Raw genomic sequence first — 16203 nt, forward strand, 5'->3', positions numbered from 1 at the left:
CCGTGTTTCATCCGTGCCCATCCGTGGCTACTCTTCACTTCATGATCCCCCCCGAACGCCTCCAATCCGCGTACGTCACCGCCCGCGACGCGCTCCTCGCCGAGCGGGTGCCGGCCGGGCACTGGGTCGGTGAGTTGTCCACGTCGGCGCTCTCGACCGCGACGGCGGTGATGGCGCTGCACCTCGTCAACCCGTTCACGCACCGCGAACTCATCGACGCCGGCATGAAGTGGCTCGCCGACCACCAGAACGAGGACGGCGGCTGGGGCGACACGACCAAGAGCCTCTCGAACATCTCCACGACGATGCTCGTGCGGGCGGCACTCAAGATGATCGCGATGGACCGGGACTACCCGGCGGCCGTCGAGAGGGTCGAGGCGTACCTGAACGTCCGCGGCGGGCGGAGACCCGAGCAGCGGGCCGAGGCGATCCGCCGTCGCTACGGCAAGGACCGCACGTTTTCCGTGCCGATCCTGATGACGTGCGCGCTGGCCCGAATGGTGCCGTGGAAGGAGGTGCCGCGGCTGCCGTTCGAGGCCGCGGCGCTGCCCCAGAGTTGGTACCGCTTCGCGAAGATGCCGGTCGTGAGTTACGCGCTGCCGGCGCTCATCGCGATCGGCCAATGCGTCCACTACCACCGCGGCACGCTGAACCCGGTCACGGCTCCGCTGCGGTGGCTCGCGAAGGGGAGAACCCTTCGGGTTCTCCGGCGGATCCAGCCGACGTCCGGCGGCTACCTCGAAGCGACGCCGCTGACGAGCTTCGTCGTGATGGCGCTGTCGTCGATCCGCCGCCGCCGCAGTGCGGCCGAGCAGCAGGTGATCGACGAGGGCGTGCGGTTCCTCGTGGAGTCGGTGCGGCCCGACGGGAGCTGGCTGATCGACACGAACCTCGCGACGTGGGTGACGACGCTCTCGGTGAACGCCCTCGCCGCCGCCGGCGACCTTGACTCGCTCGACACGAAGGAACCGATCCTCGCGTGGCTGCTCGGTCAGCAATACAAGCAGCGCCACCCGTACACCGGAGCCGACCCCGGCGGCTGGGCCTGGACCGACCTCCCCGGCGGCGTGCCCGACTGCGACGACACGCCCGGGGCGATGCTGGCGGTTGGTTCGCTCATGGACACTCCACGGGCTCGACAGGAGCCATCTGAAACTGAGCCCATCCAGCGAGGGAACCATTGGGTCAAAGGGTTACAGAACCGGGATGGTGGGTTCCCGACCTTTTGCCGTGGTTGGGGAACACTTCCCTTCGACCGAAGTGGCGCTGACCTCACAGCCCACGCTTTGCGGGCGATCGCATTCGCCAATCCAATCTGGTTCAAATTACCCGGGCGAACGGACAAGTCTCTGAGCTATCTCGCAAAGGAGCAACGGCCCGACGGATCGTGGTTGCCGCTGTGGTTCGGCAACCAGCACGCGAAGGACGACATCAACCCTGTGTACGGCACGGCGCGCGTTCTCGCGGCTTACCGCGATCTCGAGATGAAGGAATCGCCCGAGTGTCAACGCGGCGTCACTTACCTGATGTCGGTGCAGAACGCCGACGGCGGGTGGGGCGGCGACAAGGACTGTCCGTCGAGCGTCGAGGAGACGGCGCTGGCGGTCGAGGTGCTGATTGACTTGGCGAGCCGGGAGCGTCAGCGACCGGAGGAACCTTCGCCTGTCGAGCGCGGCGTGACGTGGCTCGTCGAGGCGGTGGAGTCGGGCCGCTTCCGCGACCCGAGCCCCATCGGGTTCTACTTCGCGAAGCTGTGGTACTTCGAGAAGCTGTACCCGCTCATCTTCACCGTGGCGGCACTGGGTCGCGCTCGCCAACAACTCACTTCTTCGGCTCCGGCGGCAGGATCGGCTTGAACTCGCCCTTGCCCTTCTTGTCGAGGTTCTTGTTCAGGTCGGCCGGGTCGAACTTCACCGGCGCGCCGGCCTCGGGGACTTCGACCTTCGCGGTCCACAGGATCGCGTTGACCACGACGCGGCGGAAGTTCTCGTCGGCCCAGTTGCGGTGGAAGTGCCCGCCGGTGAACCCGAACCCGCGGCCCTTCGCCTCGTCGGGCCGCTCGTAGGCCCACGCCATCGTCTCGATCTCGCCCTTGCGGCCCTTGGTGTACTCGGTGTTCCGGGTGTTGTCCGGCGGCAGCGCTTGCAGGATCGGCGTCAGCCCCTTGGTGTCGTCCGGGAACCGCATCCCGTAGTACCACTCGTCGCGGATCGTGAACGGCTTCACCCCGCGGGTGATCGGGTGCTTCGGTAGCGCCCGGACCTCGGCGTCCCAGTGCGGGTTGATCGAGTAGTTCGGCTCGTAGTACCCGCCCATCCACCCGAGGACGGTCTTGCCGTGCTGCGGGAGGTAGTCCACCGCGTAGTGCAGGTTCACCCACCCGCACCCGCGGTCGATCTGCTTCTGGATCAGCTTCATCCGGTCGCCCTGCACGACCGGGTGCCCGCCGCGGCCGTCCATGTACATCAGGATGCAGTCGGCGCTGTCGAACAGCTTCTCGTTCTTGGGCCACCCATCGCGGGCCATGATCGGGAACACGCCGTCGGTCTGCTTCAGGAGGTTGCAAAGGATGGCGCAGCCGGCGAAGAACTCGTGGTCGCCGGGGCCGTGGCTCTGCCGGCCGGCAATGACGAGAATGCGCTTGCCCTTGAAGTCGGCCGGCGGCTCGACTTCGAGCGCGACCTTCGACTGGTCGTAGGGGTCGACCTTCTCGTCGGCCTTTGCCGCGTGGAGGGGGGCGAGCAGGAGCAGGGCGGAGAGGATTCGCGTCATGGTGTGAAAGACTCCGGGCGGGACGGGGTATCGGCGGGTGGTGATCGTTCTGTATCAGGTAACCACGGGGGCGACCGCCCCGCAAGCGCCGTTTTCATTTGAATCCGCCGCGGGTTCTGGCACACTGGTACGGACCCCGCCACCCTGCCGGCACGTGCGCCGGCTCGTATCCTTGCCCTGCCCATTCCCCGCTGCCAGGGACTCGCCGTGACCGTCGCCGAAGCCGAACTCGAAGTCGCGACCGAGGCCGCGCCCAGCAAGCCGCCGAAGCTCAGCACCGCCGCGTTCAAGGCGGTGCCCGAGACTCGCGAGCTGCGGGACAAGGTGCGCGCCGCCGTCGCGGCGTTCTGCAAGACCGTCGACAAGTCGAAGCCGCTCAACAAGGACTCGACGAAGGAGATGGCCGAGGGCATCCTGTCGTCGCTCGGCCTGGGCGGGACGTACCTCGGCTTCACGATGGTGATGCTCACGAACGAGTTCTGGCGCGAGCAGGTCGCCGCGGTCCCGTTCCACCGCCGGCTCATGCTCCTCCCGCACTGCCTCAAGAACGCCGAGGGGTGCCCGGCCGAGTACGACGAACTCGGCCTCGACTGCAAGAAGTGCGGGGCGTGCGAGGTCGGCGACTTCCGCACGAAGGCCGAGCAGCTCGGGTACAAGGTGCTCGTGAGCGAGGGCACCCCGATCGTCCTGAAGATCATCGTGTCGGGCCACATCGACGCCATCGTCGGCGTCGCGTGCCTTAACGTGCTGGAGAAGGCGTTCGACAAGGTGCTGCTCGCCGGCATCCCGTGCGTCGCCACCCCGCTGCTGTCGAGCAACTGCAAGAACACGTCGGTGGACAACGACTGGGTGTTTGAGTCGATCGACCTGCACACCCCGCCCGCCGGGCAGAAGACGAAGACGTACGTGCACCTGATGCGGGCCGCGAACGCGATGTTCGAGGAGCCCGAGTTGACAAGGTTGGTCCCTCGCGCCCGGGCCGCGTCACCCGAGGCCGACCCGCTCCGCACGCACGAGTCGATCGCTTACGACTTCCTCGCCCGCGGGGGCAAGCGGTCGCGGCCGTTCATCACCCTCGCCGCCTACGACGCCCTCCGCGGCGCGCCGGCCACGCTCTCCGACTCGGGCTGGGAATTGACCGACCCGGTGAAGCGGGCGGCGCTGGCCATCGAGACGTTCCACAAGGCGAGCCTCGTTCACGACGACATCGAGGACGACGACTCGTTCCGGTACGGCGCGGAGACGCTGCACCGCGTCCACGGCGTCGGCACCGCGATCAACGTCGGCGACTACCTCATCGGCCTCGGCTACCGGCTCGTGTCCCGTGACCGCAAGGAACTCGGGGCCGAGGTCGCGGCCGACGTGCTCGACAAACTCGCCGACGCCCACATGAAACTCTCGGAGGGGCAGGGTGCGGAACTGCTGTGGCGCGACGCGAAGAACAAGGCGCTCACGACGCTCGACGCGCTGAAGATCTACGCGCTCAAGACGAGCCCGGCGTTCGAGGCGGCGCTGTACACCGGCGTGCGGCTCGCGGGGCCGGTCGACAAGTACGAGAAGATGATCGCCGACTTCAGCCGCAACGTCGGCGTCGCATTCCAGATCCTCAACGACATCAAGGACTGGACCGGCGACTCCGACAACAAACTGGTCTCCGGGCAGGACGTGTGCGCCGCCCGCCCGACACTGCTGCTCGCACTCGCGCTCGAAGGCTCGTCGCCGGCGCAGCGCGAGGAACTGCTGCACCTCATCGGCACCGCCCGCACCGACGGCACCGGAGCCGAAGAACTCGTCGCCCGCGTGCGGCACCTGTACTTCGCCGCCAAGGTGTTCGAGAGGGCCGACAAGCTCGTGGACAAGTTCCGCGCGAAGGCCGAGAGCCTCGCCGACGAGGTCGAGCCGACCGAGTTCCGCGAGTTCCTCTACTACCTCGTGGACACCGTTCTGGAGAAGGGCGAACTCCCCCGGCAGGGCGTCACGCAGTTCGTGCAACTCGGGCGGTGACGCGGGCCGGGGCTGTAATGCCGGTCCGCGGCCGCGGTATCCCTCGCATACCTCTCACCCGGGTTCCTGCCCCCAGGGGTCGCGAGATGCTGACCACCGCCCCCACGGTCGATCACCTCTACCACTCGTTCCCAGACTCGCCCGACCGGCCCGACGCGGTCGAGGTCCCCGCCGGGGACGTGCCGCAACCCTACCACAAGCTCCTCGTCCACACGCACCACATGACCGTCACGGTCGAGGAGTTCTACCGCTCCCCGGTGGACGTGCGGGTGCTCGACGCGCGCCGGACCGGCAACGAGTACGCCCGCAAGATCCTGCTCACGACCCGGGACACGGGTGCCGTGGTTCAGTTCGGGTTGGTGCGCATCAACCTCGGCGTCTGCCCGTCGGCGGTTCGCGAGGCGATTGTCGAGGGGAAGACTCCACTCGGCCGCGTCCTCATCCAGCACGACATGCTGCGGCGGATCGAGCCGGTCGGGTTCCTTCGCGTGACCCTGAGCGAAGAAATGGCCGGCTGGTTCGGCGTCGAACCCGGCGCGCTCACGTACGGCCGCCTCGGCGTCATCTACACGGGCGACCGCCCCGCTGTCGAAGTGCTCGAGGTCCTCACCCCGATCCCGTCCTGAACTGTCGCATCACTTCCAGGAAACGCCTCGTCCCACCGCGGAGTGGTGCGACGAGGGATCCTATGGGTCCGAGCCCGAGCGGCGAGCGAAGGTGCGCGTGATCCTTCGCTCGCCGCTCGAGTTCGACCCGCTCACGCCGGTTTCTCTCCGGCCGGGGCGGGAGCGGGTTGCGGAGCGGTCGCGGACCAGCGCGACGGCATGACCCGCCACAGGTACGCCTCGATGGCGAGCGCCGAGCCGAGCACGATGACGCTCCCCCACTGCGACAGTGTCAGCCCGCCGTTGTACGACGGCTCGATCCGCAGCGACTCGTTGATGAACCGGTGGATCGCGTACCCGATCATCACCACCACCATCAACTGCCCGTCGTGCCGGCGGTACGGGTAGTACGCGAGCAGCACCAGGATCAGCAGGACCATGCTGACCGTCTCGTAGAGCTGCGTGGGGTACAGGCCGACGGTTTCGGGCGCGAACGCCGGGAGGTCGATCACCTGCCCGCCGCGCTCGACGCCGAGAGTGAGGTGCGCCTTGCCGCGGGGCCAGTCGCGGGCCAGTTCGTCGAGCCGGTCGGTGGTCATGAGGGGTACGTCGCCGGGGATCTTCTCGGCCTCCATCCGCCCCTTGAGGTACGCAGGTAGGGTGTCGAACGCGGCCCGAACGCGGCCGCCCGGCTCGCGCGTCACGGCCGCACCGGCGGCATCAAGAGCGTCCGCGACCGGCTTCACCTTCTCCTCCGGACCCGCGAACTCGACGATAACCGCGTTCGGCTTGCCGTTCACCGTCACGATTCGGTCGCCGGCCTGGAGGCCGGCCTTCTCGGCGGGGGAGCCGACCTCAACGACCGTGACCACCGCCCGCGGGTCCTCGAACAGCATCCCGCGCTCGCGGGGCTTGGTCGCGAACCCGGTCGAGGTCTGGAGGAACCTCTCGGCCACGAGCTGGCCGCGGGCGTGTGCCGGGAGCAGCGGGAAGTGCGCCGGGCCGAGCGGCACCGGGCACGCCTCGACGTTCGCCGCCTGGCCCCAGCAGCACCCGTTCAAGTAGCACCCGATGCGGCCGATCGCGAGGCCCATCGCCAAGAGGGGGGCGACCGCGTCGGCGAGCTGCCACCCGGACACGTTCAGCCGCCGCATCACGAACCAGTAGAAGAGCCCGTACCCCACGACCCCGCCGAGTGCGGAGCCGTAGAAAACGATCCCGCCCTCCCAGATCTTGAAGAACGCACCGGCGAGCCCGAGCAGCGACTGGTCCGGGAACTGGTTCGCGTACTGGGTCATGTACAGGATGCGCGCGCCGACGATCCCGGAGATGAACACCCAGATCGTGAAGTCCTGGAACCGCGACCCCTCCAGGCCGATCTTCTTGGCGCGGGCGGTCCCCCACCACGTCACCATGATGAACGTGACGAACAGCATCGCACCGAACCCGTACAGCGGGATGCCGTCCGGCGGGAACTGCTCTTTGAGCACGGGGATCGTGAAGAGGATTTGTCGCATGGGAAGAGCGATGTAAAGGGGAAGTCGTAAAGACGCTGTGTTGAGGTCCGACGCCTCACGCGGGCCGCCACGGAGGGCGGCCCCTACCAGAAGGAAGGCGGTTGGTTCGTAGGGGCCGCCCTCCGTGGCGGCCCGCCAGCCGCCTCGTGCGCATCCCCAGAGTGCGTGTTACATTTGTCATTCCGTCGTCACGGTACGGGGAGCTTGTCGAGCACCTGGCGGACCACCTGCTCGGGGCGGAGGTCTTCGGCTTCGGCCTCGAATGAGATCACGAGCCGGTGCCGCAGGACGTCGGTGGCGGTCGCCTTCACGTCCTCGGGCGTCGCGTACGCCCGACCGGCGAGGAACGCGTGGGCCTTCGCGGCCCGGTGGAGCGCGATCACCGCCCGGGTGCTCGCGCCGAGCTGGATCAGCCCGCCCATGTCGAGCCCGTACTCGGCCGGCGTGCGGGTCGCGCGGACCACGTCCACGACGTACCCCTTCACCTTCGGGTCGACGTATACCGCGTCGGTCGCGGAACGCAACTCCTCCAGGTCGGCGGGGGTCAGCACCGGCGCGATGTCGGTCGAGGCCGTGAGCCCGCCCATGCGGTCGAGCACGGCCAGTTCGTCGGCCCGCGACGGGTAATCGATGACGAGCTTCAGCATGAAGCGGTCCACCTGCGCTTCCGGGAGCGGGTAGGTGCCCTCCTGCTCGACCGGGTTCTGCGTCGCCAGCACGAAGAACGGCCGCGGGAGCTTCAGCGTGTTCTCGCCGATGGTCACCTGCCGCTCGGCCATCGCTTCGAGGAGCGCCGACTGTACCTTCGCCGGGGCGCGGTTGATCTCGTCGGCCAGGACCACGTTCGCGAACACCGGCCCCTGCTTGACCGTGAACTCGCCGGACCGCGGGTTGTAGATCTGCGTGCCGATGACGTCCGCGGGCAGCAGGTCCGGGGTGAACTGCACGCGCTGGAACTTGAGTTCGAGGGCGCGCGCCACGGTCCGCACGGCGAGCGTCTTCGCGAGCCCCGGGACGCCTTCGAGCAGGACGTGCCCGTCGGTGAGGAGGCCGATCAGCAGGCCGTCGATGAGGTGCCGCTGGCCGATGAGTACGCTCTCGACGGCCGCGTAGAACGGGTCGAGCTTCGGCCGCAGCTTCTCGACGATCGCCCGATCGGTCATGGGTGCTCTGGCTCGCGCGGGACGTTTCGGGACACCCACATGATACGGACCCGGCCGCCGCGGGTCTGTGTCCGCGGGGCCGCGTAACACGGCGGGGAAATCGGTGGCAGACACCGGGGGCGGCCGGGTAAACCTTAACGGAACGACCGCCGCCCCCACACCGAGGCCTCACCGTGACACGCGCTGCCCGCGTCATCGCCGGATCGCTGCTGAACCTGCTGCTGACAAGTCTCGCCTCCCCGGCCGCCGACGCGCCCGCCAAGAAGGTTCTCACCTTCGCCGACGAGGCCGCGTTTCGCACTTCGTCGGTGCCGGTGATGTCGCCCGACGGAACGCACATCGCCTACGCGGTGTGGCCCGTCGAGGGCGACGGTGAGTCGATCGTGAGGCACATTCCCGGCGGGAAGGAGTACCGGTTCCCGCGCGGCCCCGGCGGCGCGGCGGTCGATCCGAAGTTCACCTCCGACGGCAAACACGCGCTGCTCCCGCTCACACCCACGAAGGCCGCAACCGAGAAGGCCAAGGCTTCGAAGGTGAAGCCCGAAGACCTGCCGCAGCCGGCGCTCGCGGTCGTTGACCTCGCGACCGGGACCGTCACCGACCGGTTCCCGCAGGCCGGAGCGTTTGCGGTCGGCGGGGAAGGGGCCGGGTTCGTGGTGTACCGTAAGCCCGCGAAGCCCGATTCGAGCAAGGACGATGGAAAGACCTCGCTGCCGAACCCGCTGCCGCCGACGCCGAAGGGGAAGCTACCCGCTCCGCCCACTTCAACAACGCCGACGTTCGGGAGCGACCTCCACATCCGCGACCTCGCAACGAAGACCGAGCGCACGGTTCCCGATGTGTCCGAGTTCAGCCTGACCCGCGACGGGAAGGCGCTCGTCTACGCGGTCAATTCCAAGAAGGACGAAGGGAACGGTGTGTTCGTTCTCGATCCGGTGGCGAAATACGGGGCCGAACCGATCAAGCTCGCACCCGGCCGGTACTCGGGGCTGACCTGGGACGAGAAGCAGACGAGGCTCGCGTTCCTGTTCGACGACAGCGGCGTCGCGAACCCGCGGCTCGCGCCCCCGCCGCGGCCGATCGGGCCGAACGCCGGCACCGTCGGCCCGCCGCTGCTCCCGAAGGCGCGCTACCGTGCGTTCGTGTGGGACCGAACCGCGAAGCCGGCCAGGTCCGCGGCCCGCGACCTGCCTCTCGGTGCGGCCGGCGGGTTCGCGGCCCTCGTGCCGGCGGTCCTCGCGGCGCACCCCGCGACCATCGTTCCCGCCGAGGAGGTCCTCGGGCCGGACGCGCCGGGGCTGCGGGCCGGCTGGTCGCTCGCGGGCGGCACGCTGGCGTTCTCGACCGACGCGAGCAAGCTGTTCGTGCAGACCGCCCCGAAGCGCGACCCGCTCCCGCCCGCCGGCCCGCCGAAGCCCGACGACTTCCAGCTCGACCTCTGGCACTGGAGGGACGAGCGGCTCCAGCCGATGCAGAAGCTCCAGGCGGCCGCGGACCAGGCGCGGACGTACCTCGCGGTCGTGAACCTCGAGGGGAAGGTGTTCCGACAGCTCTCGGACGAGGACGTCACCGTCGGCCGCCCGCAACGCGACGGCGACTGGGCGCTCGGCTCGGACAACCGCGCCTACCGCAAGCTCACGGGCTACGGGCTGCCACTGGCCGACTACACCGCGGTGAACGTGAAGACCGGCGAGAGCAAGCCGCTGCTGAAGGCGTTCGGTGGGTACGGCACGCCGGCACCGAGCCTGTCGCCGGCCGGCACGCACGCCGCCGCGTTCGACGGCAACGACTGGATCGCCGTGGCGGTCGCCGACGGCAAGCGCGTGAACCTCACGGGGAAGCTGAAGGCGAGCTTCACCGACGTGGACGACGACCACCCCGGCGCACCGCCGCCGGCCGGGCCGGCGCAGTGGACGAGCGACGGCAAGTTCCTCCTCGTGAGCGACGGCTACGACCTGTGGAAGCTCGCCGCCGACGGGTCCGCGGCCGAGAACCTCACGCAGATCGGCCGCGGGCAGCACCTTCGCTTCAGCGTCGTCCAGGTGAAGGTGCAGGACGCGACCGAGGAGCCGCGGGGCGTCGATCTGTCGAAGCCCGTGCTGTTGCGAGCCGAGAACCGCGACACCCGCGACACCGGGTTCTACCGCCTCGAACCTGGGGCCGCGCCGAAGTTGCTGGTGATGGGCGCGCGACAGTTCGGCGTGCCGGTCCGGGCGAAGCACGGGGACACGCTCCTCCTCACGGCGCAGACGTTCACCGCGTACCCCGATTACTACGCCACCACGCCGGGGTTCGCCGAGATGAAGCGGGTGACCGACGTGAACCCGAAGGTGAAGGACTTCAACTGGGGCACGGCCGAACTCGTGCGGTACACGAGCACCGACGGCGCGAAGCTCACCGGCGTCCTCATCAAGCCGGAGAACTTCGACCCGACGAAGAAGTACCCGATGGTCGTGTACATCTACGACCGGCTCTCGGACTCGCTGCACCAGTTCCGGTCGCCGGTCGCGGCCCGCGGGCAAGTCATCAACCCGACGTTCTACGCGAGCAACGGCTACCTCGTGCTGATGCCCGACATCGCGTACAAGGTCGGCGCGCCCGGCCAGAGCGCGCTCAAGTGCGTCCTGCCGGCGGTGCAGGCCGTCGCGGACAAGGGGTTCGTCGACGAGAGGGCCATCGGCATCGACGGCCAGTCGTGGGGCGGCTACCAGATCGCATACATGGTGACGCAGACCGACCGGTTCCGGGCCGCGTGCGCCGGTGCGCCGGTGTCGAACATGGTGAGCGCCTACGACGGCATCCGCTGGGGCTCGGGCCTGACCCGGCAGCACCAGTACGAGCACACGCAGAGCCGCATCGGCGCGACCCTGTGGGAGGCCCCGATGCGGTTCATCGAGAACAGCCCGGTGTTCATGGCCGACCGCGTCAAGACGCCGCTGCTCATGATCCACAACGACCAGGACGACGCGGTCCCGTGGTACCAGGGGATCGAATACTACCTCGCGCTGCGGCGTCTCGGGAAGGAGTGCTACCTGCTGAACTACAACGGCGAGCCGCACAACCTCGTGAAGCGCGCCGCGGCCCGCGACTTCGCCGCCCGGATGTTCCAGTTCTTCGAGCACCACCTGAAGGGCAAGCTCGAGCCCGCGTGGATGGCGAAGGGCGTTCCGCACCTGGACCGCGAGAGGGACAAGGACGAGATCAAGAAGCTGCTCGGCGGCGGGAAGTGACCGCGCCGAAGCGCGGGCCGGCACGGAGGGCGGCCCCGACCAGAGCCTTCGGCTTCGGTTCGTAGGGGCCGCCCTCCGTGCCGGCCCGCCAGCCACGGATCGATTCCGGCGAGGAGCCACCCGCGCCGCGATAGAATCTCTGCCTCTCCAGCCGCACCCCACGCACGGAGTTCGCCGTGTCCCGTTTCGTTGCGCTCGTCGCCGTCACACTCGTCTCGTGGCCCGCTCAGGTGCGCGCCGAACCGGCATTCGCCTACCTGTTGCCGCCGACCGCCACCGATGTCTCCGAGGCGCTCCAGCGGTCCGGCGTCGCGGTGAGCGAACTGCGCGAGGACATCGTGCTGCCGGTCGAGGCGCTCCGGCCGGGTCGCGTGTGGCACCCGGAACTGGTCCGGGTGCCCGCGGGGGCGCTTGTGGTGAGGACGGACCAGTCCCACGGGTGGGTCGCCGCGTGCGTGCTCGAAGCGCGTGCGGTCGAGGGCGTCTCGCGGCGGCTCCCGAAGCCGTACCCGATGTGGCTCGGGACCGCACCGGGGGTGACCGACGGCCGCGTCGCGAAGCAGCCGATCACCGAGGCGCTGCTCATCGGCCACGGCGGCGGGTTCTCGTTCGGCTTGCAGGGCGCGCCGGTGAGCGTCGGCGAGTGGCTCGACGCCGAACACTTCCTTCAGGTGAAGGACGGGAAGTTGTGGGCGGTCGAGGCCCGCACGGGCAAGGCCGGGCCGTTCGCGGACCCGGAGGTGATCGCGAAGTCGGTGAGGGCCTTGAAGGGCGTCGACGCGAGCACGGCCGACGGGATCGCGAAGCGCACCGGGTTCCGCTTCTCGCCCGACCGCACCGCGTTCCTGTTCAACGTCGGCCCGGACCTCGCGCTCGGGTACTTCGACGGCACCCCGGCCGTGCGGCTCACGAAGTCCGACGGCGGGGCCGAACACGTCACGTTCTCGCCCGACGGCACCCGCGTCGCGTTCGTCCGCGGCGGCAACCTGTTCGCGGTCGATGTGAAAAAGCCCGAGGAGAAGCAACTCACGCACGACGGCGGCGGCGAGATTCTGAACGGCGTCGCCGACTGGGTGTACGAGGAGGAAATATTCAACCGTGACGGCAAGGCGTTTTGGTGGAGCCCCGACGGCAAGCACCTCGCGTTCCTGCGGTTCGACGACTCGCCGGTCAAGAAGTTCAACATCGTGAACCTCAACAGCACCCGCGGGCAACTGGAGAGCTACCCGTACCCGAAGGTCGGCGACCCGAACCCGACGGTGAAGATCGGCGTGGTGCCGGCCGAAGGCGGCAAGCCGGTGTTCCTCGACCTCGGGGCCAACACGCCCGAAGACACGCTCGTCACCCGCGTCGGCTGGCTGCCGGACGCGAAGGGCGTGTTCGCCCACGTCACGAACCGCACGCAGACGTTCCTCGACTTCACCGTCTGGGCCACGCCCGCCGCGAAGCCGAAGGTGCTGTTCCGCGAGACGACGAAGGCGTGGGTCGAGGACGCCGGCCCGCCGCACTTCCTCGCCGACGGCACGTTTCTGTTCGCGAGCGACCGGAGCGGGTGGCGGCACCTGTACCACTACGCGGCCGACGGGACGTTGCTGGGACCGGTCACCAGCGGCGCGTGGGACGTAAAGGACCTGCTGCGCGTCGACGGGGCCGAGAAGACGGCGTACTTCACCGCGACGTACACGAACAACAACGGCACCGACCTGTGCCGCGTGAAACTCGGCGAGAAGACCGAACTGCTCACCGAGAAGGGCCAGTCGCACCGCGTGAGTCTCGCGCCGAGCGGCGCGCTGTTCGTCGATCGGCACACGGACCCGGTGACGCCGCTGCGGGCGCGGCTGGTGGAGGCGGGCAAGGGCGAGGTGCGAACGCTCGACACGAACCCCGTGCGCGAGCGCGAGAAGTACAAGTTCGGCCGATTCGAGCGCGTGAAGGTGCCAATGAAGGACGGGTTCGAGTTGGAAGCCACGGTCACCTACCCGCCGGACTTCGACCCGGCGAAGAAGCACCCCGTGTGGGTGTTCACCTACGCCGGCCCGCACATGCCGACGATCCGCGACGAGTGGGGCGGCGGCCGCGTCCTCGACAACACGCTCGCGACCAACGGCGTGATCGTCCTGCGCGTCGACCCGCGGAGCGCGAGCGGGAAGGGGATGCAGTCGGCGTGGGCGTGCTACAAGCAACTCGGCGTGCAGGAACTCAAAGACCTGGAGGAAACCGTCGCGTGGCTCGCGGCGAAGCCGGGCGTGGACGCCGCCCGCGTCGGCATCAGCGGCCACAGCTACGGCGGGTTCATGGCCGCCTACGCGCTGACGCACTCCAAGACCTTCTCGGCCGGGATCGCGTCCGGGGCGGTGACCGACTGGAAGCTGTACGACACGATCTACACCGAGCGGTACATGCTGACGCCGAAGGAGAACGCCTCGGGGTACGCGAAGTCGAGTTGCGTCGCCGCCGCGAAGGACGTGCACGGCAAGTTGCTGGTCGTCCACGGGATGATGGACGACAACGTCCACGTGCAGAACAGCGTGCAACTCGCCGACGCGCTCCAACGGGCCGGGAGGGACTTCGAGATGATGTTCTACCCGCAGGCCCGCCACGGCATCGGCGGCTCGCACTACCTCAAGTTGCAGTTGGAGTTCATCCGCCGCACGATGGGCGTGAAGGCGGGGAACTAACCACAAAGGCACAATGCAGAGTTTGCACTGTTGAGTCGTTCGCCTCACTCGGGCCGCCACGGAGGGCGGCCCCTACAAACCCAAGACAAAAGGCTCGGTAGGGACCGCCCTCCGTGGCGGCCCGCCAACCGCCGATGACTTCAACCAGGAACATTCTTCAACAACCCGTCCTCGTCTTGTTCGCTCTGTGCCTCTGTGGTTAGTTCTTCTGAGCCGGCTTGATCCGCACGTTGCGGAACGCGAACGGGCCGTGGTCGGCCTGGAGCATGAGCGGCCCGGTCGCCGTCTCCTTCTTGTTCCAGTTTGCCCCGGTCGGCGTCTTGAGTTCCTGGTTCTCGTGGATCACCTCGCCGTTGAGCGTCGCCTTCACCACGACGGCGTTCGCGGTCTTCTCGCCCTTGGCGTCGAACCGCGGCGACCTCCACACCACGTCGAGCGTCTGCCACTCGCCCGGCGGCTTGGCGGCGTTCACCTTCGGGGCGATGCCCTCGTCGATGTGCTTGTACCCCTTCGAGTCGTCGGCCCGCGGGTAGATGCCGCCCATGCTGTCGCCGGTCAGCTTCTTCTTGGTGTCGAAGCTGTCGAGGATCTGGACCTCGTACACCCCGTGCAGCTTGAGCCCGGCGTTCGACCCCTTCGCGATCACGAACTCCATATAGACCTCGCAGTCGCCGTAGTCCTGCTTCGTGTACAGGTTCGGGAGCCGGCCGTCGCCGTTGACCCAGACCGTGCCGCCGTCCTTCGCGGTCGCGGCGAGCTTGTTCGCCTTCTCGGCGTTGAGCTTCACCTCGTCGGTCACGATCCACTTCGGGTCGACCTTCTTCCACACGTCGGGCTTCATCAGGTCGGTCCACCCCTCGGGCACGGGCCCGGCCGGGGCGGCCGGTGCGAGTGCGGCGAGTACGGTGAACAGGGGCAGGGAGAGTAACAAACGCATGGCGGCTTCCTTCAATGCGGGGGCGTGTTTTCGTTATGCGGGGCGGGCGGGTGGCACTATCATCAACCCGCACCCCGACCGGGGGAATCGGTTTTTCCCCACAACCCGAGGTTTTTCCATGACTCTGACTCGCGCCGCGGCCGTCGCCGTGGCACTGGCGTTCGCCGGCACCGCCGCAGCCGACGACTCCTGGGTGTTCTTCGGCACCTACACCGACAAGGCCGGCAGCAAGGGCATCTACCGGGCAAAGTTCGACGCCAAGACCGGCAAGCTGAGCGAGCCCGAACTGGCCGCCGAGATGGGCAGCCCGTCGTTCCTCGCGGTCCACCCGAGCAACAAGTTCCTTTATGCGGTCGGCGAGGGCGGGGGCAAGGACGGCGGCCCAGTCGTCGCGTACTCGGTCGACGCCAAGACCGGCGCGCTCACCAAGCTCAACGAGCTCCTGAGCGGCGGCAGCGGCCCGTGCCACGTCTCGATCCACCCCAAGGGGACGCACGCGATCGTCGCCAACTACGGTGGCGGGAGCACGGCGTTCTACAAGCTCGGCGACGACGGCAAACTGGTCGAGCGGATCGCGTTCTTCCAGCACGAGGGGAGCGGCGCGAACCCCGGCCGGCAGAAGGAGCCGCACTCGCACTGCGGGTTCTTCACCCCGAACGGGGCCGCCGCGGTGAGCGTGGACCTCGGCATCGACAGGGTCAAGGTGTTCACCCTCGACGCCGCGAAGAATACGGTCACCGAGGCCAAGGACCAGGACGTGACCACGCCCCCCGGGGCCGGCCCGCGGCACATCGCCATCGCGCCCGACGGCAAGTTCGCCTACGTGTGCGGGGAACTCGACTCGACCGTGAACGTGATCGAGTTCGGCGAGAAGGGCGGCAAGGTCGTGCAGTCGCTCTCGACCCTGAAGGAGCCGGTGAAGGGGAACTCGACGGCCGAGTGCGTCCTGTCGCCCGACGGCAAGTTCGTGTACGTCTCGAACCGCGGGGCCAACACGATCGCGGCGTTCAAGGTCGGCGAGGACCGCAAGTTGACGGTGGCGGGCCACGTCACCGGCGACATCAAGATCCCCCGGAACTTCAACATCGACCCGAGCGGCAAGTGGATGCTGATCGCCAGCCAGGACGGCGGCAAGGTCGGCGTGTGGGAGATCGACGCCGTGACCGGGCTCGCGAAGGAGACCGGAACCACGGTGCCGGTGAGCAAGTGCGTGTGCGTGAAGTTCGTGCCCCTCGCGAAGTGACACGTGTCCCGTAACGCCGAACGGCCGCCCGAAAGGGCGGCCGTTCGTGTTGTT

Annotated in this window: 10 protein-coding genes; 6 read left to right on the forward strand and 4 right to left on the reverse strand. The window is 68.4% G+C overall.

Annotation, left to right across the window (positions count from 1 at the left end):
* Positions 1 to 41 precede the first annotated feature (41 nt).
* Positions 42 to 1856 carry a prenyltransferase/squalene oxidase repeat-containing protein gene (locus tag ACTIGN_RS30580; protein WP_439631088.1) on the forward strand — a complete coding sequence of 605 codons (1815 nt, stop codon included), beginning with the start codon at positions 42 to 44 and terminating at the stop codon, positions 1854 to 1856.
* Here the strand turns inward: ACTIGN_RS30580 and ACTIGN_RS30585 are convergent.
* Complete coding sequence (locus tag ACTIGN_RS30585) at positions 1822 to 2772, reverse strand: ThuA domain-containing protein (protein ID WP_439631090.1); 951 nt, start codon at positions 2770 to 2772, stop codon at positions 1822 to 1824. The genes ACTIGN_RS30580 and ACTIGN_RS30585 overlap by 35 nt on opposite strands.
* 207 nt (positions 2773 to 2979) lie before the next feature.
* Here ACTIGN_RS30585 and ACTIGN_RS30590 point away from each other — a divergent pair, with 207 nt between their 5' ends.
* Both ACTIGN_RS30590 and ACTIGN_RS30595 read left to right on the forward strand, forming a co-directional pair.
* Positions 2980 to 4776: a polyprenyl synthetase family protein gene (locus ACTIGN_RS30590; protein WP_439631092.1), complete on the forward strand. Its 1797-nt coding sequence runs from the start codon at positions 2980 to 2982 to the stop codon at positions 4774 to 4776.
* 86 nt (positions 4777 to 4862) lie between these two features.
* Complete coding sequence (locus ACTIGN_RS30595; protein WP_439631094.1) at positions 4863 to 5402, forward strand: hypothetical protein; 540 nt, start codon at positions 4863 to 4865, stop codon at positions 5400 to 5402.
* Between the two features lie 131 nt (positions 5403 to 5533).
* On the opposite strand, the gene ACTIGN_RS30600 is transcribed toward ACTIGN_RS30595, so the two are convergent.
* On the reverse strand, positions 5534 to 6898 hold the full coding sequence (locus tag ACTIGN_RS30600) for a prolipoprotein diacylglyceryl transferase family protein (RefSeq protein ID WP_439631096.1): 1365 nt from the start codon (positions 6896 to 6898) through the stop codon (positions 5534 to 5536).
* Between the two features lie 188 nt (positions 6899 to 7086).
* A complete protein-coding gene (locus tag ACTIGN_RS30605) occupies positions 7087 to 8061 on the reverse strand; it encodes an AAA family ATPase (RefSeq protein ID WP_439631097.1) in 975 nt (324 codons plus the stop codon).
* Between the two features lie 173 nt (positions 8062 to 8234).
* Between ACTIGN_RS30605 and ACTIGN_RS30610 the strand changes: the two genes are divergently transcribed.
* Positions 8235 to 11291, forward strand: a complete 3057-nt coding sequence (locus tag ACTIGN_RS30610; RefSeq protein WP_439631099.1) for a prolyl oligopeptidase family serine peptidase — start codon at positions 8235 to 8237, stop codon at positions 11289 to 11291.
* 176 nt (positions 11292 to 11467) lie between these two features.
* On the forward strand, positions 11468 to 13969 hold the full coding sequence (locus ACTIGN_RS30615; protein ID WP_439631101.1) for a S9 family peptidase: 2502 nt from the start codon (positions 11468 to 11470) through the stop codon (positions 13967 to 13969).
* 199 nt (positions 13970 to 14168) lie between these two features.
* Here the strand turns inward: ACTIGN_RS30615 and ACTIGN_RS30620 are convergent, their stop codons facing one another.
* Complete coding sequence (locus ACTIGN_RS30620) at positions 14169 to 14906, reverse strand: 3-keto-disaccharide hydrolase (protein WP_439631103.1); 738 nt, start codon at positions 14904 to 14906, stop codon at positions 14169 to 14171.
* 118 nt (positions 14907 to 15024) lie between these two features.
* Between ACTIGN_RS30620 and ACTIGN_RS30625 the strand changes: the two genes are divergently transcribed.
* Entirely contained in the window at positions 15025 to 16149 is a 1125-nt protein-coding gene (locus tag ACTIGN_RS30625) for a lactonase family protein (protein ID WP_439631105.1), read from the forward strand.
* Positions 16150 to 16203: the final 54 nt, after the last annotated feature.

The organism is Gemmata sp. (assembly GCF_051859125.1).
Lineage (GTDB): Bacteria > Planctomycetota > Planctomycetia > Gemmatales > Gemmataceae > Gemmata.

Excerpts from the sequence above, each read along its gene's own strand:
- ACTIGN_RS30580 (WP_439631088.1), top strand. The coding sequence starts at position 42 with ATGATCCCCCCCGAACGCCTCCAATCCGCGTACGTCACCGCCCGCGAC.
- ACTIGN_RS30585 (WP_439631090.1), bottom strand. The coding sequence starts at position 2,772 with ATGACGCGAATCCTCTCCGCCCTGCTCCTGCTCGCCCCCCTCCACGCG.
- ACTIGN_RS30595 (WP_439631094.1), top strand. The coding sequence starts at position 4,863 with ATGCTGACCACCGCCCCCACGGTCGATCACCTCTACCACTCGTTCCCA.
- ACTIGN_RS30600 (WP_439631096.1), bottom strand. The coding sequence starts at position 6,898 with ATGCGACAAATCCTCTTCACGATCCCCGTGCTCAAAGAGCAGTTCCCG.
- ACTIGN_RS30605 (WP_439631097.1), bottom strand. The coding sequence starts at position 8,061 with ATGACCGATCGGGCGATCGTCGAGAAGCTGCGGCCGAAGCTCGACCCG.
- ACTIGN_RS30620 (WP_439631103.1), bottom strand. The coding sequence starts at position 14,906 with ATGCGTTTGTTACTCTCCCTGCCCCTGTTCACCGTACTCGCCGCACTC.
- ACTIGN_RS30625 (WP_439631105.1), top strand. The coding sequence starts at position 15,025 with ATGACTCTGACTCGCGCCGCGGCCGTCGCCGTGGCACTGGCGTTCGCC.